The sequence below is a fragment of the Corynebacterium sp. HMSC064H12 genome (assembly GCF_001809925.1).
Lineage (GTDB): Bacteria > Actinomycetota > Actinomycetes > Mycobacteriales > Mycobacteriaceae > Corynebacterium > Corynebacterium jeikeium_D.
This window is the reverse complement of record NZ_KV799335.1, coordinates 85,566-109,675: the sequence shown is the minus strand read 5'-3', so window position 1 is coordinate 109,675 and position 24,110 is coordinate 85,566. Positions and strand designations below refer to the sequence as shown.

Annotated in this window: 16 protein-coding genes; 10 read left to right on the top strand and 6 right to left on the bottom strand. The window is 59.8% G+C overall.

Annotated elements, in window-relative coordinates:
* Positions 1-5: 5 nt before the first annotated feature.
* The 3 genes from hemW to HMPREF2681_RS03790 all read right to left on the bottom strand — a co-directional run bounded on the left by hemW (position 6) and on the right by HMPREF2681_RS03790 (position 3,890).
* Positions 6-1,169: a radical SAM family heme chaperone HemW gene (hemW, locus tag HMPREF2681_RS03800; RefSeq protein WP_049170714.1), complete on the bottom strand. Its 1,164-nt coding sequence runs from the start codon at positions 1,167-1,169 to the stop codon at positions 6-8.
* Positions 1,166-1,852, bottom strand: a complete 687-nt coding sequence (locus HMPREF2681_RS03795; RefSeq protein WP_016423121.1) for a hypothetical protein — start codon at positions 1,850-1,852, stop codon at positions 1,166-1,168. Before HMPREF2681_RS03795 ends, hemW begins: the two co-directional genes overlap by 4 nt.
* Positions 1,853-2,057: 205 nt before the next feature.
* On the bottom strand, positions 2,058-3,890 hold the full coding sequence (locus HMPREF2681_RS03790; RefSeq protein ID WP_016423122.1) for an AMP-dependent synthetase/ligase: 1,833 nt from the start codon (positions 3,888-3,890) through the stop codon (positions 2,058-2,060).
* Positions 3,891-4,044: 154 nt separating this feature from the next.
* Between HMPREF2681_RS03790 and malQ the strand changes: the two genes are divergently transcribed.
* Positions 4,045-6,264 (top strand): 4-alpha-glucanotransferase, encoded by a 2,220-nt coding sequence (malQ, locus tag HMPREF2681_RS03785; protein ID WP_070546108.1) that lies wholly within the window; start codon positions 4,045-4,047, stop codon positions 6,262-6,264.
* Between the two features lie 361 nt (positions 6,265-6,625).
* On the opposite strand, the gene HMPREF2681_RS11020 is transcribed toward malQ, so the two are convergent.
* Positions 6,626-6,841, bottom strand: a complete 216-nt coding sequence (locus tag HMPREF2681_RS11020; RefSeq protein WP_070866660.1) for a hypothetical protein — start codon at positions 6,839-6,841, stop codon at positions 6,626-6,628.
* 75 nt (positions 6,842-6,916) lie between these two features.
* Complete coding sequence (locus HMPREF2681_RS03780) at positions 6,917-8,971, bottom strand: M3 family metallopeptidase (protein WP_070546106.1); 2,055 nt, start codon at positions 8,969-8,971, stop codon at positions 6,917-6,919.
* 108 nt (positions 8,972-9,079) lie between these two features.
* Between HMPREF2681_RS03780 and HMPREF2681_RS03775 the strand changes: the two genes are divergently transcribed.
* From HMPREF2681_RS03775 to HMPREF2681_RS03750, 6 genes are all read left to right on the top strand, one after another.
* Positions 9,080-10,354: a carboxylesterase family protein gene (locus tag HMPREF2681_RS03775; RefSeq protein ID WP_070546104.1), complete on the top strand. Its 1,275-nt coding sequence runs from the start codon at positions 9,080-9,082 to the stop codon at positions 10,352-10,354.
* Positions 10,355-10,567: 213 nt separating this feature from the next.
* Positions 10,568-11,056, top strand: a complete 489-nt coding sequence (locus HMPREF2681_RS03770; RefSeq protein ID WP_049192868.1) for a PH domain-containing protein — start codon at positions 10,568-10,570, stop codon at positions 11,054-11,056.
* Positions 11,057-11,116: 60 nt separating this feature from the next.
* Entirely contained in the window at positions 11,117-12,436 is a 1,320-nt protein-coding gene (locus HMPREF2681_RS03765) for a PH domain-containing protein (protein ID WP_070546102.1), read from the top strand.
* A 108-nt stretch (positions 12,437-12,544) separates the two neighbouring features.
* On the top strand, positions 12,545-14,356 hold the full coding sequence (gene treS / locus HMPREF2681_RS03760) for a maltose alpha-D-glucosyltransferase (RefSeq protein ID WP_049192866.1): 1,812 nt from the start codon (positions 12,545-12,547) through the stop codon (positions 14,354-14,356).
* Between the two features lie 32 nt (positions 14,357-14,388).
* Entirely contained in the window at positions 14,389-15,741 is a 1,353-nt protein-coding gene (locus HMPREF2681_RS03755) for a maltokinase N-terminal cap-like domain-containing protein (RefSeq protein WP_070546100.1), read from the top strand.
* Between the two features lie 59 nt (positions 15,742-15,800).
* The gene (locus tag HMPREF2681_RS03750) at positions 15,801-17,717 is read left to right on the top strand and encodes an ABC transporter ATP-binding protein (RefSeq protein ID WP_070546098.1); all 1,917 of its coding nucleotides are present in this window, start codon (positions 15,801-15,803) and stop codon (positions 17,715-17,717) included.
* Between the two features lie 55 nt (positions 17,718-17,772).
* Here HMPREF2681_RS03750 and HMPREF2681_RS03745 read toward each other — a convergent pair whose 3' ends face one another.
* Positions 17,773-18,732, bottom strand: coding sequence for a diacylglycerol kinase (locus HMPREF2681_RS03745; RefSeq protein ID WP_049170694.1), 960 nt, complete (start codon positions 18,730-18,732; stop codon positions 17,773-17,775).
* Positions 18,733-18,956: 224 nt separating this feature from the next.
* On the opposite strand from HMPREF2681_RS03745, the gene HMPREF2681_RS03740 reads away from it, so the two are divergent.
* From HMPREF2681_RS03740 to HMPREF2681_RS03730, 3 genes are all read left to right on the top strand, one after another.
* Complete coding sequence (locus tag HMPREF2681_RS03740) at positions 18,957-20,651, top strand: FAD-binding oxidoreductase (RefSeq protein ID WP_049192862.1); 1,695 nt, start codon at positions 18,957-18,959, stop codon at positions 20,649-20,651.
* 624 nt (positions 20,652-21,275) lie between these two features.
* Complete coding sequence (locus tag HMPREF2681_RS03735) at positions 21,276-22,859, top strand: glycerol-3-phosphate dehydrogenase/oxidase (protein WP_070546096.1); 1,584 nt, start codon at positions 21,276-21,278, stop codon at positions 22,857-22,859.
* A 97-nt stretch (positions 22,860-22,956) separates the two neighbouring features.
* Positions 22,957-24,108 carry a MalY/PatB family protein gene (locus tag HMPREF2681_RS03730; protein ID WP_070546094.1) on the top strand — a complete coding sequence of 384 codons (1,152 nt, stop codon included), beginning with the start codon at positions 22,957-22,959 and terminating at the stop codon, positions 24,106-24,108.
* The last annotated feature ends 2 nt before the right edge of the window (positions 24,109-24,110 follow it).

Sequence of the window (24,110 nt, the reverse complement as noted above, 5' to 3'; positions counted from 1 at the left end):
ATAGTTTAACTAAGGATGTCAACAATTATGGCGTCGGCCAGCAAACGACCGCGATTGGTCAGCTGAATCCGCTGGCCGCCATCGACGGAAACAAACTCCACCATGCCCGCTTCCGCTTGCCGACGTGCCTTGCCCAGCTCATCCTCACCGAGCAGATTGGCATCGATACCCTCGGCCAAGCGGAGGCCCAGCATAATCTTCTCAGTGTGCCGATCCTCGGCCGTTAGCCCTTCTGAATCCTTAATCGGCAATTCTCCGCCAGAAATGGTCGCCGCGTAGCGAGCCGGATGCTTGACGTTGTAAAACCTCGTGCCATCCAGGTGCGAATGTGCACCGGGGCCCGCACCCCACCAATTTCCATCGCGCCAGTAGAGCATATTGTGACGACATTGGCCGCCCGGTTTTGCCCAGTTGGACACCTCGTACCAGGAAAAACCGGCTTGACTCAGTGCGGCATCGATGCGCTCGTAGCGGTCGGCGAGATCGTCGTCGTCAGGCATCGGCAGCTCACCACGACGGACCTTACGCGCCATCGCGGTACCCGGCTCGACGATCAGTGAGTACGCCGAAACATGATCGACGTCCGTGGCCAGGACTGCCTCCAACGTCGTATCGAGGTTCGCCATCGACTCCCCTGGCGTGCCATAGATAACGTCGAGGTTGATGTGCTCAAAGCCGGCCGCGCGTGCCTCCGCCACTGCCGCCGCAGGACGCCCCGGCGTGTGCGTACGATCCAGAGTGGCCAGCACATGCGGCACAGCCGACTGCATGCCCAGACTCACCCGGGTAAACCCTGCCTCGGCCAAGCCTTCGAAAAACTCCGGGGAGGTCGACTCGGGATTCGACTCGGTGGTGACCTCGGCGTCGTCGGCAAGCCCAAAGCTGTTGCGCACACCGTCGAGCAGGCGACGAAGACCACTCGCCCCCAACATCGACGGCGTACCACCGCCGACGAATACGGTATCGGCGCCACGCGCTAGTTCGGGGTGCTTTACGACGGCCATCTCGAGCTCAGCCACGATGGCATCGAGGTAGTCTCCCTGCGTTGCGCCACTGCCCAGCTGACCTGGCGTGTACGTGTTGAAATCACAGTAGCCACAACGGGTGGCACAGAATGGGACGTGTAAGTAGACACCGAAGGAATCGGTGTGTGCGGAGGCTTCGCTCACGCATGCTCCTTGGCTCGACGTTGCTTGACGCGGCGGACAATTTCATCGATGCGGGCACGTTCCATCAGGAACTCCGGAGGCCTACGGCCGCGCAGCGCATTGGCAACTGCCGGATGAGTCTCGGGAACAGCAACACACCAAGCGGCGGCAGCGGACAGTGCACGGCGGCCAGACTGTGCGTAAAGCTGCGGAAGCACCACACTACCGAGCTTTTCCACGCCTCGGATGTTTTCGGCGGAAACCCAGTCGGCGAGTTCCTCCAGGTAAGAAGCCACGGCATCGGAGCGAGCAATCATTGCCTGCGTGACCGTAGGGACTGCAACCGGATGCTTCAAAGGAGCCGGAATGAGCGACAGTGACTGCACATCCGGCGACTTCGGTGCCGGATGTGGGTGTCGCCGCGGTGTCGAAGCGGAGGAAAGAGTACCGATGCGCCCCGAGCGAATGCCGGAGGTAAACGCTTGGCGTAGACCATCAAGCTCACCAATCAGAGGGCGGCAGTCCTCAACGGCCTCGTCGACGATGTCAGCGAGCTCGAGGACACATTCGTCCACCAGCTCACGATCTACATCAGCAACCGCCTGAGCAAGGTGCTCGATGTGTTCGGCAACTTCGTCACCAATGTCGTAGAGCTCTTGGGTCACTTCGCGCAGGCGTAGCCGAGCATCGAAGTGGTTAATCATTGCCCGCCCTCCCACGACATCTTCGGCGCCGGTGACATCATTGCAGTCTTCCGCTTTCGAATATCGACGAACATTGACGAATGCCGACTTTCGAAAACTGAAAACTCCTTAAAAATTTCTAGCGCCCCTCACCTTAATGGGGTGAGGGGCGCTAGCGCGGTAACAACACGCTGCCGTTTTCTATCGGCAGCGGGTAGACCGTGAATTAACGCTGGTAGAGAGCCTCAATGTCACGCGAGTAGTTGTCCATGACAATGTTGCGCTTGACCTTCATGGTCGGGGTCAGCTCGCCGCTTTCCTCGGTGAAGTCACTGTCCAGAATATGGAACTTCTTAATGGCCTCTGCGTGAGAAACCAGCTCGTTAGCGGAGTTGACGGCGTCCTGAATCTCGGCGCGCAAAACTGCGCTGGAGGCAGCGAGTTCACGGATCGAGGTGTGCTCGGGGACGGAGTGCTCAATCTTCCACTTCTCCAGTGCCTCCTCATCGAGAGTGACCAACACGGAGACGAACGGACGACCATCGCCGATGACGACTGCCTGGGACACCAGCGGGTGCGCACGCATGCGGTCTTCCATCGGGCCCGGCGCGACATTCTTACCACCAGCGGTGACAATGAGGTCCTTCTTGCGGCCGGTGATCTTCAGGTGGCCTTCTTCGGTCAGCTCACCGAGGTCACCAGTCTTAAACCATTCGCCGTCGATGAAGGCTTCCTTGGTTGCCTCTTCGTTCTTCCAGTAGCGGTCGAACACAACCGGACCACGGAGCAGAACTTCGCCGTCATCAGCGATAGCGGCGGAGCAACCACCGACCGGACGACCAACGGTACCAATAATCTGCTCGCTCGGGTTGTTCACGGTGACGGCAGCCGTGGACTCAGTCAGACCGTAGCCTTCGTAGACAGGCACACCGAGACCACGGAAGAAGTGCCCGAGGTCAGAGGACAGAGCCGAACCACCGGAAATGGTGTACTGCACGGCCTCACCCATAGCTGCGCGAATTTTCGAGAACAGCAGGCGATCGTAGAGCTGGCGACGCAGCTTCAAGACACGCGACGGACCTGCCGGAGTATCCAGTGCCTTGGAGTACTCGATGGCGGTGGCCTCAGCACGCTCGAACATGGCCAGGCCGAATGCGCCCTTCTCCTTAGCGGAGGCGTAGGCGGAGTCACGAACCTTCTCGAACACGCGCGGCACACCGAGAATCATGTGCGGACGGGAACGCTGGAACTCCAGGGTGACGGTCTTGGTATCAGCCCAGTGAGACTGGGTAGCACCGGAAATCATCGAAGCCAGGGACACTGCGTGAGCCAACACGTGCGCCAACGGCAGGAAGGTCAGAATGCGGTTCCCCGGACGGGCAATCAGGCCAATCTCGTTGGTGAGGATGGCGCGGGCCTCCGCCAGCCAGTTGCTGTGCAGGAGCACGCAGCCCTTCGGACGACCAGTGGTACCGGAGGTGTAAATCACGGTTGCCAGGTCGTCGGCCTTGGTGTCCTTGATGCGGCGCTCGACCTCGTCGCCGTCAATGTCACGGCCTTCGTAGCTAATGGTGTCAGTAGCGGAAGCGTTAATCTCCAGTACACGACGCAGCTGAGACTCGCCCTCCGGGTTCTCGGTGCCCTTTTCGACCAGCAGAGGCTTCATGCGGTCGGTGTGCTCACGCGACTCGGTAAATGCGAAAACAGCACCGGAGTTTTCAATAATCCAACGAATCTGGCCAGACGAAGAAGAGCCGTAAATCGGGACAACAGCAGCGCCTGCCATCCAGATAGCGGTATTGATCAGGTTCCACTCGTAGCGAGTCTCACTGAGCAGCGCTACGCGGTCGCCCGGCTGAACACCGTTGGCAATTAGCCCCTTAGCGACGCCCTTTGCCTCGTCATAGAACTCCTGAGCAGTGACATTTACCCACTCAAAGTTCTTGGGGCGAGTGAAAAGCACCAGCTTCGGGCGCTTCTGCACCAGCTCCTGCAGCGAGGTAATAATCGTTTCGTCCTCGCCGATGACGTATTTCGCCTCGGTAGTATATTCACGCATCGAGTTACAAACCCCTACTTTCGGTAGTTCTGTCCGTCGTTGGTTTCGTTAGGAATCAACTTAGAACATCAAACCCTGCGCCGTTGTGATTTCAGTAAATATTTCGATAACGAAGTGATTTACCTTACTACTGGCAAAGTTTTTCTAAACTGGCATGATGGAAAGGGTGACACAGGCAGCTTCCAATCCTCCCCTTTCCTCTCCACTCGCCGACCTCGCTAAAGATGTCGGAGTTGGGGTTTCCTACTACTCCACCGAGGGCCAACTCGTGCACGTCTCTCGTGAGACAGTGCTAAAAACTCTCGCTGCTCTCGACATCGATCTGGGCCCAGATCCCAGCGATGCCGACATCAACGACGCCCGTCGTGAGTGGGCAGACACGCAGTGGTCTCGCCTTCTCCCGCCCGTGGTAGTTACCCGCCAGGGCATCTTCCACCGAGTTCTGGTTCACGTACCGCACGGCAGCAATGTCAGCGTGACTGTGAAACTGGAGGACGGCGCAGAATGGCCCTGCGCTCAGGTGCACCACTTGGTACCGCCACGCCAGGTCGGCGATGTGTTGATGGGTGAAGCCGCCTTCGCAATTCCAGAGGATCTGCCACTTGGTTGGCATCGCTTGCGCGCAGTCAACGATGACAACGTCGCTGAGTGCGATGTGGCCGTAACCCCCAACCGTCTCGCCACTGCCGACAAGTACGTGCAGAATCCTGCGCATGGTGTCATGGCACAGCTGTACTCGGTACGCTCCAGCCGCAGCTGGGGTATTGGCGATTTCGCTACCCTCGGCGACTTGGCACAGGTCAGTGCAGAGCACGCGGGCTCTGATTTCGTCCTCATCAATCCGTTGCACGCCGCAGAGCCACTGCCTCCGGTAGAAGACTCGCCGTACCTGCCCACCACGCGCCGCTATGTCAATCCGCTGTACGCGCGCCCAGAGCTTATCGACGAGTTCGGGTACCTGGACAAGGACGAGGCCGATGAAGCCCGTGCGCTAGCGAACTCTTTCCACCAGCTCAATCACAGCCCTGATGAGATTGACCGCAACCCCATCTACGCTGCAAAGCTCAAGGTATTGCGGGCAATTCACAAGATCCCCCTGTCCAGCGCACGCCAGGCGGAATTTGACCGTTGGCTGGAGGCCGAGGGCCGTGGCATATACGACTACGCGTCGTGGTGCACCGAGCGCGAGCTCGCGGATCGCGCTGCTGCCCGCGATGCTGCACGCGCTGCCACTTCCGATTCTGGTGCCGTAACCGAGAACGATATCGAGTTGGTTCCACCGTTGGGTAACCACGCCAGTGTCGAATCTCTGCGGGAGGAAATCTTCCAGTTCCACCTCTGGGTGCAGTGGATTCTCGATCAGCAGCTCGGCCAGGCACAAGAGGCAGCCCTGGATGCGGGTATGCGCATCGGCATCATGGCCGACCTTGCCGTCGGCGTGCACCCTGGCGGCGCGGATGCCGAGAACCTTGCGGATTGGCTCGCTCCTGCTATCTCTGTTGGCGCACCGCCAGACGGTTTTAACCAGCGCGGCCAAGACTGGTCGCAGCCGCCGTGGAACCCGCACAAGCTAGCCGAGGCCGGCTACCGCCCCTGGCGCGACATGCTGCGCACAATCCTTCGCCACGCAGGTGGCATTCGTGTTGACCACGTGCTGGGTATGTTCCGCCTCTGGGTCATGCCGCGAATGGAGTCCCCCGTCAATGGCACCTACCTGTACTTCGACCACGAGGCCATGGTCGGCATTCTCGCACTTGAGGCCGAGCTCGCTGGGGCCCTCGTCGTAGGTGAAGACCTGGGCACTTTCGAGCCGTGGGTGCAGGACTACCTGGCCTCGCGGGGCATCATGGGCACCTCAATCGTGTGGTTTGAATCCGAGGGCGACCAGCCGAAACCACCGAGCGCTTACCGCAGCCTGTGCCTGTCCTCCGTCACCACGCACGATTTGCCGCCGACGGCAGGCTACCTCGCAGGCGAGCACATCAAGCTGCGGGAACGCCTGGGGCTATTGCTTTCCGACGTCGCGGAGGAAGACCGCCGGGACTTCGAGTGGATTCGAAAGGTTCTGGGCGCTGCCAAGGAAGCTGGCTGCTTTGGTGACACGGCTGCGGCGGACATGGATGTTCATTCCCTTACCCGCGATAATCTGCCACCAATTGACGCACTGGTCACGGGGCTGCACCGCTTCCTCGACCAGACACCATCCGCGCTGAAGTGTGAGGCCTTGGTGGACATGGTCGGCGATCGTCGTACCCAGAACCAGCCGGGCACGAGCCACGACCAATACCCGAACTGGTGCATTCCGCTAACCGATGCCGAGGGCAAGGCCGTGCTTGTCGAGGACCTGCCTCGCTTCCCCGGATTTAAGCGTTAATTGGTTCGAGAACGCTTAGTCCCTCATTTTTGCTGTTCACCGATCTTTCAAGTTATGTGCCCGGCACTAAAACCGAGGCTAAAACTGGAAATCGGTGACTGCACCAGCGATGAGGATGAGAAGAAGCAAAACGATTAGGGCAAGTAGGACCTTCGAGTGCCTCGACCGATGCATGCTAACTCAGCTCCCTACTGCGAAATATTTGCGAACTACCCAACTCTAGCCTGTTGGGCAAATTTCCTAATACTTTAAGACATACCTTAGGGCAGCGATAGCGACCCAACACTTAAAGGGGGCTTGTCCCAGCTCAATTCATCGGGACTCCCGGTGAGCTATCTACAGGCCACTACCTCATCGGCTACTAGCTCTCGCTGCCCGCTCCTCGACGCTCCTGCGAACGCTCCCGCCAGCGCACTGACCTCTGCCACAGGCGACCGCTGACAACATCGATTGCGCCAACGAGAACGAAAGCAACAAACCCTCCGACTACCAGCAGAACCACGCATAGCACGCTGACCTGCGCAAGCAGTGGCAATTGGATAAGCCACTGCCCTACTCTGTCGAATACTTCTGCCATGAGTGTCAACCTACCCTGCCGGTGACCGGAATAACCAGTGGGCGGCGGTCGCGGCGCTCGTCGTAAAGCGTGAAGCTAGGCATCAGTGCCCGACAGCCCGCGGCGTTCGAGGAGCGGCTGGATGTCCTTGTCGCGGCCTCGGAAAGCGCGGTAGGCGGCCATAAAATCGATGGCGCCACCACGGGAGAGAATCTCCTCGCGGAAGTGGCTGCCGCCGCTGATTGTGGCACCGCCGTTGTCGGTGAACCAACCGAAACCGTCCGCGTCGAGAACCTCTGCCCACAGGTAGGAGTAATAGCCCGCCGAGTAACCACCGGCGAAGATGTGGTTGAAGTAGCGGGAGCGGTAACGCGGAGCCAGGTGGGGAACGTCGAGGCCGAGTTCGGCAAGTGCTTCCGCTTCGAAGGCATCAACATCAGTGACCTGAGCTGCTTCCTCCTCGGTGAGGCTGTGCCAGGCCAGATCGATGGCGCACGCGGCGAGGTACTCAACCGTGGCGAATCCCTCACCAGCGGTGCGGGCCTTCTTCACCGACTCGACTAGCTCGGCCGGGATCGGCTCACCGGTACGAACGTGGACGGCGTAATTGGCCAGAATGGACGGTTCAAGCGCCCAGTTCTCGTTGATCTGGGAGGGGAATTCCACGAAGTCGCGCGGGACGTTAGTGCCCGAGAAGGTCGGGTATGTGACGTCGGAAAGCAGACCGTGGAGGGCGTGCCCGAACTCGTGGAAAGCAGTGGTGACCTCGTCGAGCGTCAGTAGCACCGGGGTGCCCGGTTCGGTTTCGGCGATGTTCATCACGTTGACCACGACTGGCAGGCGCCCCAGCAGACGGGACTGGTCCCTAAACGAGCTCATCCACGCACCACCGCGCTTGGTCGGACGCGAGAAGTAGTCCGTAATAATCAGGCCGATGGTCTCGCCTCCGCCCTGGCGTACCTCCCACACGGTCGTGCCCGGCGCGTATCCCTGCAGGTCCTCGCGCTTGACTACCTCGATGCCATAGAGCTTGCGGGCAGCGTAGAACACGCCGTCTTCGATAACACGGTGGAGCTCGAAGTAGTTCTTGAGTTCCTCCGTGTCGACTGCGAATTCTTCCGCTTTACGACGGCGCTCCCAATACGGCCAGTCAGCGCCCGTGACCGTCTCATCGCCAGCCAGATCAGCGACCCGCTTGTACTCGCCTTCAGCATTCGCAATGGCAGCTGGCGCCAGGTCTGCAATGAGCTTCCGAGCAGCTTCTGCGGTGGTTGCCGTCTCCTTGGCAATGACGTAATCCGCATGCGTGTCGTAGCCGAGCAGCTTGGCACGGCGGGCACGCAGGCGCGCCATTTCCAGCACAATGTCGGAGTTGTCGAACGTGCCGGAGGCAGCACCCGCACGCCCCAGTGAGGCTTCGTAGAGCTTGGCGCGAGTAGCCGGATTATCCAGGTCAGCCAGCTGTGCCGGAGTTGACGGTAGGTCCAGCGGAATCAGCCACGGCGCATCGGTGTCGGCCTTTTTCGCGTAGGCGGCGAAGGACGCAATGGCGTCGTCGGAAAGCCCGGCGAGCTCCTCGCGGTCGTAGATTTCCACGGCGCGCGCAACGGTGTCCTTCAGCAGGTTTTCGCCGAAAGCCGTGGAAAGCTCAGAGAGGCGGGAATTGATGCGGCTGAGCTCGGCTTTGTCCTCGTCGCTGAGGTCCGCACCGGCGCGCTGGAAGTCTTCGCGGACTTTCTTCAGCAGCAGCTTCGCCTCTTCCGGGGTGGCGGCATCGTCAACGCTGTCAATGGCATTGATGCGCTGCCACAGGTCACTGCGCATGCGAATCTGATCCAGGTGTGCTGTGAGCTGCGGGGCGATCTCGGCTTCAATTTCCATGCGGACGTCGGTGGCGTCCGTCCCGGCAACGTTGAAGAAATAAGCAGCGACGCGGTCCAGATCTTGGCCCGCCTTCTCCATTGCCTCGATGGTGTTAACGAAGGTCGGAGCCTCCGACGACGTGGCGATGGCGTCAATCTCGCGCGCATGGCTGCGCATTGCTTCGCTAAAAGCCTCGCGGACGTGGCTGTCATCGATTGCCGCAAAATCTGGCAATTCGCAGAACAATTCCGACGGTGTCAACAGTGGATTTCGTGCATCATTGGTCATAGTGAATTCAACTGTAGCGTGCTCGAAAAACCAGAGTGCGCCTACCGTCTGAAACAGACTCCCCGCCCTTCTGGCAGGACCAACCGTGACGAGGAGGCGTTTTCCGCCATGACAGAGACGACTATTTCCGCTCCCTGCGGGCAACTGACCGGCCGGATTCACGATGGCGCAATACAAGTTTTCAATATCGATTACGCAGATGCTGCTCCGTTTGCCGCGTCGGCACCGGTGGCCGACGGCCCACAGTCAGGCACTCGGCGCTGTGAGCCCGAGCGCGAGTTAGTTCTCACCGTCACCGCACCGGCTGGGCCCGCGGACGCTTCCTACCCCGTATTGCTGTGGATTCACGGTGGTAGCTACGAGTTTGGGCATCCCTCCGAACCCTGGACGGACGCGACGGCCTTCGCACAGGCGGGCATCGTCACCGTTTCGCTTGGATACCGCAAGGGCCTCGAGGGCTTCTGGCGTGACAGTGAAACAGAGACCTACCGGGCCATTGATGACCTGTATCTGGGGCTGCAGTGGGCTCGTCGTAACGCGCCTGCCTTCGGCGGCGATATCGACAACATCACTATCTCGGGGCAATCGGCGGGTGCGGCGCTGGCGCTCACTCTGGCTGCCGACGATCGCACGCGCGGCCAGATCCAACGCACCATTGCCATGTCGCCGGCCTTCTCGCTGCTGTCGGGCTCGCGCCTCCGCCGCACGTTGGCCGGCATCGGCGTGGGACGTGTGCCGTCCACCGACATCTTTTCGCGTGCCGACGAACGCAGGGTCGCTCGGGCCCAGAAATTGGTGTCGGCATCCTCGCCTTCGGATCCGGCAATTGGGCCTCGCTTCGACAGCTTTGCTCCCACACTGCCGACGATGGTGACCGCCACCAGCGAAGAGTTCTTCTCAGAACCGCCGGTTGTGGCGATGGACAAGTTGCCCATGCGAGAGTGGATGGCTCGGCGCTACGCCAAGGGGCATCGCGGCCACGGCGAATTTCCGGCCACCGCCTATGCCGAGCGTCCGATGGGGAATGTCATTTCTGACTCAGCGATTCGCTCATACGCTGTTAAAGTCGCCGAACGGTCCGTGGCGGCTGAGCTGGATGTGTGGGCGGCACAGTTCGAACCGGGAGAGGGGTTGGGCTATGCACCTGCTGGCCGCACCAGTGGCGCTCCGCACTGCATCGACATTGCACGCTTCTTCGGTATGAAAGAGCCCAACCATCCATTCCACCAAGTGGCGGTCGAGTTCATCCGCGAAGGCACCTCACACATGCCCAGCTACAACGACGACCGCAAGGTGACTACCTTTGCCGGCGCTGACGCCCAGGCAGTCGAGGGCATCGCCATCGATGCGTGGGCGGCTCCGCGCCAGCTCTTTGGCGCATAAGGCATAAGGCGGGTGAGGCTCGCCATTGGCCGCGCTGGTTAGCGCAGCAACTTAGGCCGGCAGAGTCTGCATGTACCGATAAATCTCTACGCAGACCAAAATGGTGATCAGCGTGATGAGTACTGCTATGAGTTTCCTGCGATCCATAGCCACCGTTCTTACCGAAGCACCAGGCCAGACGCAAGCTTTACCCTCTGTGTTTAACTGTCAACTATGGAGCCTCTTGATTTATTAGTCCCCGAGAATTCCGCGCTACAACCGGTCGACCCCGCGCTGGCTAAGGTGAAGCGAATCGCGCACGCCGCTCCCCTGCTAGTTATCACGATTGCAGCCGTCGTCGCCGCTGTGATGTGGACTCCGTGGATGTGGTTGGGCGTCCTCGCCTGCGTGCTCTACTTCGCATATATCTACTGGCTCATCGGTCGACGAGTTCGTGCCCACCGATACCTCGAAGAGGACAACGACTTCATTGTTGCGTCCGGACGCTGGTGGCGCTCGGTCACTGTCGTCCCTTACGGACGAATCCAGTTCATCGACATCGATGAAGGACCTCTCCTTCGACTATTCGGACTGGCAACGCTGAAGCTCAACACAGCATCGGCGAGCTCGGATGCAGCCGTCCACGGTTTGCCACGTGAAGAAGCGCTCGCCCTGCGCGCTCGTCTATCTCAGCGCGCCCACGACCGGATGGCGGGTCTCTAAATGAGGCATAGAGTTCATCCCCTATCTCCGCTGCTCAAAAGCTTTGCCACAATCGCTGCGGTGACTGCATTCGCAGTCGCGAATCAGTGGCAGTTGGCCGTTGCGGTCGTGACTCAGCTCTACGACTGGGCATGGCTCGGTCTCCTTGTCGGTACCGGTGCGGTCGCCATAATTATTGGTCTGATTGCATTTTTCTCGTGGCTGTCCTGGCGGTATACGTTCTACGAGCTCACCGACGATGAGGTTCGCTACGGCTCCGGATGGCTACTGCGTTCTCGACGCGCGGCACGGCTCGACCGCGTGCAGGCGGTGGATATCAACCAACCATTGTTGGCGCGCATTTTCGGGCTCGCCGAAATTGTCATTGAAACAGCCGGCGGCTCCGATTCACACTTCACAATCAAATACCTCACTCCCCCGCAGTGCGAACAGTTCCGCGCCGACGTGCTGGGTGAGGTAGAAAAGCTGGACACCGAACTGGCGCATTCGCTTTACGACGGTGACAGCTCCACCGCGCCCCTCGACTCCGGCGCTCACATGTCCTCTCGCATGCCCGAAGCGAAGACCATCTTTGGCCCGGTCGATGTCGGACGGCTGATTGCATCCGTGGCCATTGGACCCGGTCTTTTCGTCGGCATAGCTCTCATCCTCCTCGCCGTTGTCTCTGCGCTGTTTACCGACCTCATCGTAGAAATCCTCAGCGGAGTAACCATCACTACTCTGATTGTGATTGGCAGTTTCGCTGTCGGCCTTTTCGGGGTACTAAATCAGTCGTGGGATTTCACGCTGAAGGTATCGTCGGAAAGCAGGCGTCTGGCGATTACCGCCGGACTGTTGTCGACGCGCGCTCAGACCATTCCGATCGATCGCATTCATGGCTTTAAAGTGGTGCAACCGCTCTGGTGGCGTCCGTGGAGGTGGTCCCGTGCGGATGTCTCCGTGGCGGGCTATGGCCTGGACAGTGCACAGTCGAACAACACACTGGTGCCAGTGGCGCCGGCGGCGGAGACCGATACGATTGTCGATTACCTGATGACTGAGATTGCGGGACCGGCCTCTACCGATGACCTGCTGGGCTCCTGGCAGACTCCACGCACGGCATGGTGGCTCAGCCCAATTGACTGGAAATTTCAAAAGGTGCAGGCCACGAAGCGGGGGCTGTTAGTGACCAAGGGTCGGTTCTGGCATACGCGGTTCATGGTCTCCTGGCAGCGCATCCAGGGGCATACACTAACCATTTCTCCGCTGAAGAAAGCGGCGGGAGTGGCGAACGTGCGGATCGACATGGTGCCGGGAGCGGTCACTCCGGTGGCAACGGAGTTGAAGTTGGATGATGCGTACCAGCTCGCTGCGTTAATTCAGGAACACAAGGCTGTTTAGAATGCTGTTTAATGAGGTCTCCCAGGACGGCCATCTCGCGCGGTCTTGTGGGATCTCGCAGGAAAACTCTCTCTGCAGGCTAGTGGCATAGTCATTACGCTGGGATGCATGACTATCGCCAAGGAAGATTACGAGTGGTACCGCAGCGCGGTGTTCTATGAGGTGCTCGTCCGGGCCTTCTTCGACTCCGACAACAACGGCTCCGGCGACCTCAAAGGGCTGACGGAGAAGCTCGATTATCTGCAATGGCTGGGCGTTGACTGCCTCTGGCTGCCGCCTTTCTACGACTCCCCGCTGCGCGACGGCGGTTACGATATCCGCGACTTCCGCGCCGTGCTCGACGAGTTTGGCACGGTCGAGGATTTTAAGGTGCTTCTCGACGAGGCCCATGCGCGCGGTATCCGCGTTATTACTGACCTGGTGATGAACCACACCTCCGATAGCCATGAGTGGTTCCAGCAGTCGCGCACTGACCCCGATGGCCCCTACGGCGATTTTTATGTCTGGACTGACGACCCGGACACCTACTCGGGCGCACGCATTATCTTCGTCGATACCGAGGACTCCAACTGGACCTATGACCCGGTGCGTGGCCAGTACTACTGGCACCGCTTCTTCTCCCACCAGCCGGATTTGAACTATGACAATCCGGCGGTGCAGGAAGCGATGCTCGATGTGCTGCGCTTCTGGTCCGATCTCGGCATCGATGGCTTCCGCCTCGACGCTGTGCCCTACCTCTTCGAGCGCGAAGGCACTAACTGCGAGAACCTGCCCGAGACCCACGCTTTTCTGAAGCGCTGCCGCAAGGTCATGGATGAGGAATACCCGGGTCGCGTCCTGCTGGCGGAGGCCAACCAGTGGCCCTCCGATGTGGTGGAATACTTCGGCGACCCGGAGGTCGGCGGCGACGAATGCCACATGGCTTTCCACTTCCCGCTCATGCCACGCATTTTCATGGCGGTGCGAAAGCAGTCCCGCTTCCCCATCTCGGAGATCCTGGAGTCTACGCCAGAGATTCCGTCTTCGGCTCAGTGGGGAATCTTCCTGCGCAACCACGATGAGCTGACGCTGGAAATGGTCACCGATGCCGAGCGCGACTACATGTACGCCGAGTATGCGCACGATCCGCGAATGAAGGCCAACATCGGCATTCGCCGTCGTCTAGCGCCACTGCTGCAAAATGACCGCACACAGCTCGAGCTTTTCAATGCCCTGCTACTCTCCCTGCCGGGTTCGCCGGTGCTCTACTACGGGGACGAAATTGGTATGGGCGACAACATTTGGCTCGGCGACCGCGATGGCGTGCGCACACCGATGCAGTGGTCGCCCGACCGCAACGCCGGGTTCTCCAAGGCCGACCCCGGTCGGCTCTATCTGCCGACCATTCAGGATGCGACCTACGGTTACCAGGCGGTCAATGTCGAGAACCAAGCGAGCTACTCCAATTCGCTGTTGAATTGGGTGCGTCGACTGATTCAGGTCCGCAAGCGCTATGAGGCTTTTGGCCTCGGTGACTTCCGCGAGCTGAATAGCGACACCGCCTCTGTTCTGACCTATCTGCGCACATACGGCGACGAAGTGCTGCTGTGCGTCAACAACCTGTCCTCTTACCCCGCGGCCGTCTCGCTGGATCTGTCCGAGTTCGCCGGCGCCACCCCGGTAGAGCTCACGGGTTCGGTTCCCTTCCCCACAATTGGCACTGATCCCTACCAGATCACGCTTCCTGGTCACGGTTTCTACTGGTTCGAAATCCAGTTGCCGCCAGAGACAAACCTCGAATCGAGCGCCTCCATGTCGGCGCCGACAATCCCGGTTGCGCAGGCGATATCGGACGCGCCGGTGACGTCATCACGCGAGCACTCAGGCACCGCCGCCGATGCCGCAGCCGATGCCGTCACAAACGCCGATAATAAAGAGTGATCTTTTAAGTCCCGAAAGGCGAACGAACTGAAATGACTATTCCCACCGCCGATTTCATTGCCGAAGAGCTGGCAGACACACTGGTCAAGATGCGCTTTTTCGCTGACAAGGTCTCTGACATCGACCACGTCGAGATCCTCGCGCTTGACCCCGTACTGCGCGACAATCCCGACAGCCCCGATGTCGATATCGCATTGGTGAGGGTGCACACCGCGCATTCCGCACCGACCTATCAGCTGCCCATCGCTTGGGCGGAGGACGTCCCCGATGGCCACGAGCAGTCCCTGTTGGTTCGCGCCGAGGGCATCGTCGGCTACGACGCTCTGATTGATTCGGATGCCATCACAGCACTCGGACAGAAGCTTTCCGACGAAGGCAAGCTCGGCGGCATGGAACTTCGTCGTGTGCCGGGCTCTGAGCAGCTCCGACCGGAATCCGGCCGCCCCATGGGAGTCGAGCAGTCGAACACCTCGGTCATTTTCGACGACCGCGTGATGTGCAAGTTCTTCCGTCGCCTCTACCCCGGTACTAATGCCGATGTGGAGCTGCTGGCCGCACTGGCCCAGGCGGATTGCAAGTTCGTCCCCGAGCTCTACTCCTGGGTAGAGACCACCATTGGCGAAGACACCTACACCACCGCCATGCTGCAGGAATTCGCACCGAACTCGGTGGATGGCTGGGAGCTGGCTCTTGGCGCAGTCCGCGATGCCATCCGCGACAGTCAGACCCCGCTGGAAGATTTGGGCACCGACTTTACATCCGAAGCGCGTGCGCTCGGCGCAGCAGTGGCCTCGGTACACAGCAGCCTCGCTGCCGCTGTCGCGGTAAAGAAGCGTCTGACCGGTGCGGAGCTGGTAGCCCCACTGCGAGCTCGCCTGGACTTCGTCGCTGGTGTGGTGCCACAAATTGCTGAGGTCAAGGATAAAGCGCAGGCTATCTTCGATCGCGCGGAGGCTGCGGTTCCGGAAGGTGGCGCCGTCGTCCAGCGAATCCACGGTGATCTGCACTTGGGGCAGGTATTGCGCACGCCGAGCTCTTGGCGCTTGATTGACTTCGAAGGCGAGCCGTCGCGCCCGTGGGAGGAGCGCCGGCTGCCGGATCACCGCCTACGCGATATCGCCGGCATGATTCGCTCCTTCGATTACGCCGCTCACTACCCGCTGCTGACCGGACGTGAAGACACCGAGGCGGCTACCGAGCGTGTTGAGCAGTGGGCTCGCCGCAATATCGATGCCTTCCTGGAAGGCTATGGCGACGCCAGCGACCCGGCACTACTGGAGGCTTTTGTACTGGATAAGGCCATCTACGAGTGCCTTTACGAAGCGCAGAACCGCCCCAACTGGCTGCCGCTGCCGCTTGGTGCTGTGCGTTCGCTGTTAGGATAGGGCTTTTGTCGCAGTAATTTCATAGCGGGAGTGATCCTCCCGCAAGATAGAGGTCTTTCGTGCGTCTGCTCAGCAGAATCCTGTCCACTACACGAGTGCTCTGGCCTTTCTATATCGGGGTCATCATCTGTTCGCTGGCCACCGCCGCCGCGTCGTTGATTAGCCCCTTCCTCATCCGCGATGCCACCGACGCCATCGTCGGCGCGGTGTCCAGCGATGAAGGCTTGAGCCAGGCGGCGATGTCCGATACCACTCGCACGGTAATCTGGCTGGTCATCGGGCTGCTAATCGCAGATCTGACGCAAACCATCGTGCATAACATCGGTGGTTACCTGGGCGATGTGATGACTGCGCGCATGCGCGAGATTCTGTCGACCCGCTACTATGCAAAGCTGCTGTCGCTGCCGCAACGCTATTTCGACAGTCAGGTCACCGGCACAATTATCTCCCGCCTGGAACGCTCGATTACCAATATCACGCAGTTCCTCCAGGCGTTTTCCAACAACTTCTTCCCAATGCTGTTGACCGTCGGCGCGGTACTGGGCATCACCGCCTGGCACTACTGGCCACTGGCGGTGCTGTTGATTATCGTTTTCCCGGTCTACACCCTGCTGACCGCGCTGACCTCGAAGCGCTGGCAGAAGATTGAAGCGAAAAAGAACGAACAAATCGATATCGCCGGTGGCCGTTTTGCCGAGGTCATCGGCCAAGTCAAGGTTGTCCGCTCCTTCACTGCAGAGCTGCGCGAAATCGCTTTCTTTGGTTCCCGCTTCCGCCGCACCATCTCCCTGACCCGCGATCAGTCAACGTGGTGGCACCGCATGGATGCCCTTCGCGGGGGCATTTTGAACATCATCTTCGCAGGCATTTACCTGCTGCTTTTCCTGCGTACGCTGTCGGGAGAATTCTCCATCGGCACCATGGTCATGCTCATTCAGCTGATTAACATGGCGCGCCAACCAGTGACCATGATGAGCTTCCTGGTCGACGCTGCCCAACGCGCAGTCGCCGGTTCGCGCGATTACTTCAAGGTCATGGAGCTTACTCCAGAGACTCGCACGCAGCCGGAGCTGCTCAGTGCAGCGACCGCGAATAACGGCGACTTCGACTCCGCGTCCGTTAGTTCCACCGCAGACGCAGAGTCCGTCGACAGCGCCCACCGTTCCTCCCTGGAACGCGCAGCCGAACAGGAGGCAATTGGCGCTCCCATTGTCGACTTCGACGCAGTGGATTTTGCCTACGAAGAGGACAAGACGGTGCTCTCCAATGTCAGCTTCCAGGCGTACTCGGGCCAGAAAATCGCCCTGGTCGGCGAGTCGGGTGGCGGCAAGTCCACCATCGTCAACTTGCTGCTCGGCTTCTACGCCCCGACCGCAGGCCGCTTGAGCGTGCTGGGGTCGGATGTCTCCGAGGTTTCCGGTTCCACTCTGCGTGCTGGCTCTGCCGTCGTGTTCCAGGACTCGTCACTATTCTCCGGCACGATTCGGGAAAACATCGCCTACGGCAAACCCAACGCCACCGACGAAGAAATCATTGCCGCCGCGAAGAAGGCCAACGCCGACGACTTCATCCGCAGCTTCGCCGAAGGCTACGACACCACTATCGGCGAGCGAGGTCTGAAGCTCTCGGGTGGCCAGAAGCAGCGCATCGCCATCGCGCGCGCTATTTTGAAGGACGCTCCCCTGCTCATCCTGGACGAAGCCACTTCGGCGCTAGACACCAAGGCCGAACGCGAAGTTCAGCGAGGCTTGGACAAGCTGATGGAGGGACGCACAACGGTTATCATCGCCCACCGCCTGTCCACAATTTCCGATGTGGACACCATCGTGACGCTGCGTGACGGTCACGTCGACGAGGTGGGCGCACCCGCAGAATTGGCGCAGACTGACGGTATCTACGCCGAGTTGCTACGCCTGACGGCTTCGGCCTCGGCGGCGGATCGTCTGCGCCTGAAGAAATACGGCATCAAGGGGTAACGCGCCGTCGTCAAGCATGCAGGAAACGCTTGACGACGGGCACTCCTGCGCCCTTTTACGGACGGGGAACGATGTAGCGGCCAGCGCCCGGAACAATTTCGACGGTGACCGGCATCGGGAACATGAGGTCGCCGTCAGCGTAGGCGTTCATCTGGCGTGGCGGGCCGATGTATTCCACGTAAGCCTTCTTGGCGCGGTAGGTGCTGACCTCCCCGATTTTTTCAACGGTGCCGTCGAACACGGACTTGAAGGCCAGGGCGGCCTTGATGCGCCCGGCCTTGCCGATGACAGTGATATCCATCAGTCCGTCGGAGTGGTCTGCGGACGGGCAAATCTTCATACCACCGCCATAAGAACGGGTGTTACCGAAGGCGGCCAGCGTGATTGGATCTTCGAGAACCCGATTGTCATCGAGCGTGATGCGGAATGGCAGCGAGTGGAAAGCCAAGAACTCGCGGACGATGGCCAGGTTGTAGCGGTTACGGCCATGCGGCCAGGTCATCTGATTGACGCGGTCGGAGACAATCGAGTCGAAGCCGGCACACATGATAGTGCCGAACCAGCGCTGCTCCCCTGCCTCATTGGTGATGCGGCCGAGGTCAGTGGTCGTCCAGAAGCCATCGGCGATAACGTGAGCGGCATCGCGAGCATTGCCACGCGGCAGATTGTATTCGCGACCGTGGTCGTTTCCGGTGCCGGCCGGGATAATACCGAGGGGGATGCCGGTCTGTGCCTGCTCCTGCAGTGCGAGGTTAATCATGCCGTCGCCACCACAGACTGCCAGGGCATCAATTCGGCCGTCGGCGATGACCTCACGAATGAGCTTGCGGGCGTCGTCGGGGTTAGCACCTTGGAGAGCGATGACATCGATGCCGCGATCCGCGAACACCCGGCTCGCCCGGGCGGACGCAATCTGCGAGGCGCCATGACCCGCGTGGGGGTTAGTGACCAGAGCAAGGGTACGAATCTCAGTTGTTCCCAGCGGGTAGTTGAGATCCTTGTCGTTAGCGTTCATCGAAGAAATACCTACTTTTACGTGGGCTTTTGACCGGTCAATACTGGCCTTTATGGGAGTGCGTTAATGCATCTAACTAAAGCTTACCAAGATTGATTGACATTTTTTGAGAAAACGTAACGTAATACCGCTATAATAAAAGATGTAAAGATGTGCTTCCGCGCAAGTTACATATAATTCCGCAGTTCAGACTCGCAGCACCGATGCCCAAGGAGAAGCTCAGGATGTCTAACAAGCTCACGATTCCGTACCGCATGCGCTGGTGGGGCTGGGGTGTTGACGGCAACGACAAGCCAATCACCACGGCCAGCGAGAAGCTACTGCAGCGCGAAATCGGTATGTCGTTGGACGCAAACAACCCGCCGCGCAACATCGCCGACGTCACCATCCCCAATAGTCGCCTCAGCGCCGAGGATATCGAAGCCCTGGGCGCTGTTGTCGGCGCGGATGCCGTCGCCACCGACCACGACACCCGCGTCAAGCACGCGGTCGGACGCTCCTACCCCGACCTGGTTCGCCTTCGCGCAGCCAAGCTCGATGTCGCCCCAGATGCTGTAGTGCTACCGAAAACTGAAAAGCACATCGAAGACCTGTTCAAGGTATGCGCTGAGCGCAAGATTGCAGTCGTCCCCTTCGGTGGTGGCACCTCGGTCGTCGGCGGCGTGGAGGCTGTTGACGGAGGCATGGGTAAGGCCATCGCAGTGTCCATGACCGCCTTTAACAAGATCATCGACATCGACAAAGTCGCTGGCACTGTCACCGCCCAGACCGGCGTTTTCGGCCCCGACCTAGAAAAGGAGCTGTCCAAGGCCGGCTTCACCGCTGGTCACTTCCCGCAGTCCTTCGAGTACTCCACTGTCGGCGGTTGGGTTTCCTGCCGCTCGGCAGGCCAAGAATCCTCTGGTTACGGTCGTATCGACCGCAACGTGATTGGCATGCGCGTCGTCACGCCAGCCGGCACCATGGAATTCCGCGACATGCCGTCGTCGGCATCCGGCCCGAACCCGCGTGAGCTTTTCCTGGGTTCGGAGGGCACCCTGGGCATCATCACGCATGTGACGATTGCCCTGAATCAGCGTCCACAAAAGGAGATGCTCTTCGACACCTACTTCTTCAACTCCTTTGAGGAAGCCGCCGAGGAGCTGCGCAAACTGGAGCAGAGCGGCAATATCCCGCACCTAGCACGCATCTCCGACGAGAAGGAGACGCTGTTCGGCCTCACTCAGCTGGGCTCCGCCAGCATGTCCGAGAAGGTCACAAAGTACCTGAAGCTGCGTGGCATCGACACCCCGTGCATGGTGATTTTTGGCTTTGCGCAGACGGATCCGGTCGGCGCCCGCGTCACCCGTGAGCGCCTGGCCGCTCGCCTGCTGGCCAAGAAGTGCGTCCGCATGGGCTCCATCCCGGGCATGGCTTGGGTTAACCACCGCTTCTCCTCGCCGTACCTGCGCGATGTCATGATGACTCGCCGCGTCGGCGTCGACACCCTGGAAACCGCCACCACCTGGGATAACGCCGCTACACTGCGCCGCGAAATCGCCTCCGCAATGGAAGCCGCTGGCGAGAAGCACGGCACCCCGGTGTACGTCTTCTGCCACATCTCGCACATGTACGAATCCGGCTGCTCGCTGTACTTCACGTACTTCTTCCGCGAGACCGAGGGCGAGATCCTCCAGCAGTGGATGGACATCAAGACCGCGGCGTCGGAGGCCATGATGAACTTTGGCGGCACCATCACGCACCACCATGGCATTGGCCAGGATCACAGCCCGCAGTACTACGAGGAGAACACCGAGTTGTTCGCCAAGGTCATGCGTGCAATTAAGGACGAACTCGACCCTGCTGGCATCCTCAACCCGGGCAAGTTGGCTACCGGTCCGCACTCCTTGGAAGAGCGTTACGACGGCAACATGATTTAACCCTGTTGCCGCCAGCCTCCGCTAGCGAGCTAGACTGACCAGTTCGCTGGCGTAGATTGCCGGTGACGTTGGGCCGTCATAAATAAACAGTGAAACGTAATCGTCAAGGGTAAAAGATTCAAGTGCTGCGGTCATTGTCGCTGTCGCTTCTTCCTGGGATTCCAAGCGAAGATGCCCGGATAGTGGGATGGTCGGCTCAATCGGTGCGATTTCGTCCGTGCGACCGCAAACAGCGTGGCGTTTTAAATACCTAAGCGCGTCTTTTTAGTTACGACCTGTCTGGGGCGGCACGGACTGGAGACAGCAGCAACACATCTGCAGCGATGGTGCAGTAGCGGCGAAAGCTCGGTTCATGGACTCAGAGCGGTTGGACGCTGGGTGCATAGCCATCGAGGTGTCTCCTTCCTTGTAATCCCCGGGAAATGATTCGCAACTAAGAAAGATTTCTTGAATCAATATCCGTGCCGGTCGTTGATAATGAACAACTTAGTCTATTTCTAATTGCCTTGCAATGGGTTACGCCCCGAAATAGTTCACGCTCACTACGCACTCCACAACTTCATCACGTACGCCAGATCGTTTCATCACTATTACCGTCTTCGGGAAAGTCGAGGAAGAAAGACTATGACTGCCACGCACGCTCCTCAGCGCGATCGCTCAGCTGCGGTTTTGAACAAGGCTCGTCGGCAAGCGGACTTGAATCGTCTGCGCGAAGAAACCGCTAAGGGCAACATCCCCGATCTGCTGGTCATCGGCGCCGGTATCACTGGTGTCGGCATCGCTTTAGATGCAGCATCGAGGGGTTTGAATACCGTTCTCGTCGAATCGAAGGATCTAGCTTTCGGTACCTCTCGTTGGTCGTCGAAGCTCGCCCACGGCGGCCTGCGCTACCTTGCCAGCGGCAATGTCGGTATCGCTCGCCGCTCAGCTATTGAACGTGGTGCGCTGCTCGACGTCACCGCTCCGCACCTGGTGCATAACCTGCCGCAGGTCGTACCGGTGATGGATAAGTTTGCACCGCTGACCCGAATTTTGCCACGGTTAGGCTTTTTGGCCGGTGACTTTTTGCGCATTATCGCTGGTACCGCCGCCACTACCCTGCCGCTGTCCCGCACTGTCGGTTCCCGCCGAGTCAGCCAGCTTTCGCCGACCGTACGTAAGCGCGAGGTGAGATTCGGCTACGTCAACTACGACGGTCAGCTGCGTGACGACGCACGCTTGGTCACCGCTATCGCTCGAACTGCCGCTAGCTACGGTGCAACTATTCTGACCCGAGTGCGCTGCGAGACTGCCTCTGGCACGAGCGCCACACTAGTCGACGAGCTCACTGGCGATCCCTTCGAGCTGCCGGCTCACGCAGTGGTCAATGCCACTGGTGTGTGGGCAGCCGAACTGGCGACGAACATCAAGATTCGTCCATCTCGCGGCACACACCTGGTTCTCGACGCCGCGAAGCTAGGCAACCCTAGCGGCTCTCTCACGGTACCGGTGCCCGGTCACACCAACCGTTTCTGTTTTGTCCTGCCCGCAGAGCACAACCGCGTCTACATCGGCCTGACAGATGAGGATGCACCGGGCCCGATCCCGGATGTTCCGGAAGTACCGGAGGATGACATCGTTTTTCTGCTCGATGTCATCAACCAAGCACTTGAGGTTCCGCTCACTCGCGACGATGTCATCGGCGCTTTCGCCGGCCTGCGTCCACTCATCGACGCCGGCGAGGCACACACCGCTGACCTCTCTCGCGAACACGCCTTGTTGGAGGCCCCGAACGGCCTGATTTCCATTACTGGTGGCAAGCTCACCGAGTACCGTCTTATGGCTGAGCAAACCGTGGACAAGGTCGAAGAGAAGCTCGGTGTTTCGCTTGCCCCGTGCTCCACCCGCACGATCCCTGTGCTGGGCTCCGAGCCGGAGGAGCTCGACCGCGCTCGCACCGCTGCCGCTGCAGGCCGTATCCCGATGCCGCTGTTTAATCGCTACGGTGCCGAATCCTTCGAGGTCATCGAATCCTGTCCGCTCGACCGACCGCTCGCCCCGGTAGCGGAGGGCCTCGATGTCACCCGCGCCGAGTTTGCCTGGCATGTGACGCACGAGGGAGCTCTCAGTGTCGACGATATTCTCGATCGCCGCACACGCCTGGGGCTGGTCAAGGCTGATTGCGAAGCTGCCCTGCCAGCTGCTGAGGAGGCACTGAGGCTGGCCTAGCGCTGGTCATTGCTGTGGCTGCTTCTGATGCGGCCGTAGCTACTGGATAAAACGGGGAGTCTTCGGACTTCCCGCTTTTTCTGTATACACGGAAACTATGAGTGTAAATAACGCTGTCACATTCCCCTCCCTCGATAAGCTCCGCTCCCGCGGGACAGTCAAATGGACCGCATATCCCCCGGACGTGCTGCCGCTGTGGGTCGCCGAATCCGATGCCACCACCTGCCCTGCGGTCAGCGCCGCAATCGACGAGGCATGTCAGCGCGAACAGTTCGGATACCTCTCGCAAGACATCACCGCGCTTACGACCGCAACCGCGGACTTTTCCGCAGCACGCTACGGATGGCGCCCGAACCCCGACAATATCTTTGCAGTCGCCGACGTCGTCCGCGGTGTCACGCTCGCGGTTGAACGCTTCACCCGCCCCGATTCCGCAATTGTCGTCCCCACTCCCGCTTATATGCCGTTCTTCCAGGTAGGTCCCGCGCTGGGACGTGAGACAGTGTGCATCCCCACGCTTGCCGACGGCCCGGATCTCAGCGCCCTCGAACGCGCCTTCGCCGACGGTGCCGGTTGCCTGATCTTATGTAACCCGAATAACCCTCTCGGCTTTACCTACTCCCCCGAAAAACTGCGTGAGATTACCGATTTAGCCGCTCGCTTTGGTGCGCGAATTATCTCAGACGAGATTCACGGCCCAGTAGTTCTAAATGGCACTCACACTCCAACCGCGTCGGTGTCGGATACTGCGGCGGCCGTGACTATCACAGTGACTGCTACCTCGAAGGGCTGGAATACCGCTGGCCTCAAGTGTGCGCAGATTATCTTTAACGACGAAGATGCCAAAACTTGGCTTGAGCTGCCCTTCATTGTGCGCGAAGGCGCCTCTATTCTTGGTGTCGCCGCTGCCACCGCCGCCTACCGCGATGGTGTGCCCTGGTTGGACAACTTTGTCAATGTCCTGCGCACCAACCGTGAGACTTTGCGAACACGTTTGTCCACTATTGCGCCGCAGGCTCGCTTTACCCCGCCGCAGGCATCATTCTTGGCGTGGTTGGACTTGGGTGACGTGCCTGGTGTTGACAGTGATGACCCAGCTGCGTGGTTGGTTGAAAACGCCAAAATAGCACTCACCCCCGGCTTCGCATTCGGCGAAGCCGGGCCTGGGCATGTGCGGCTTAACTTTGCGACCTCCCCGGAAATCCTCAGTGAGGCCCTGGACCGTCTCGACGCGGCCCTGCGCTTGTAGTT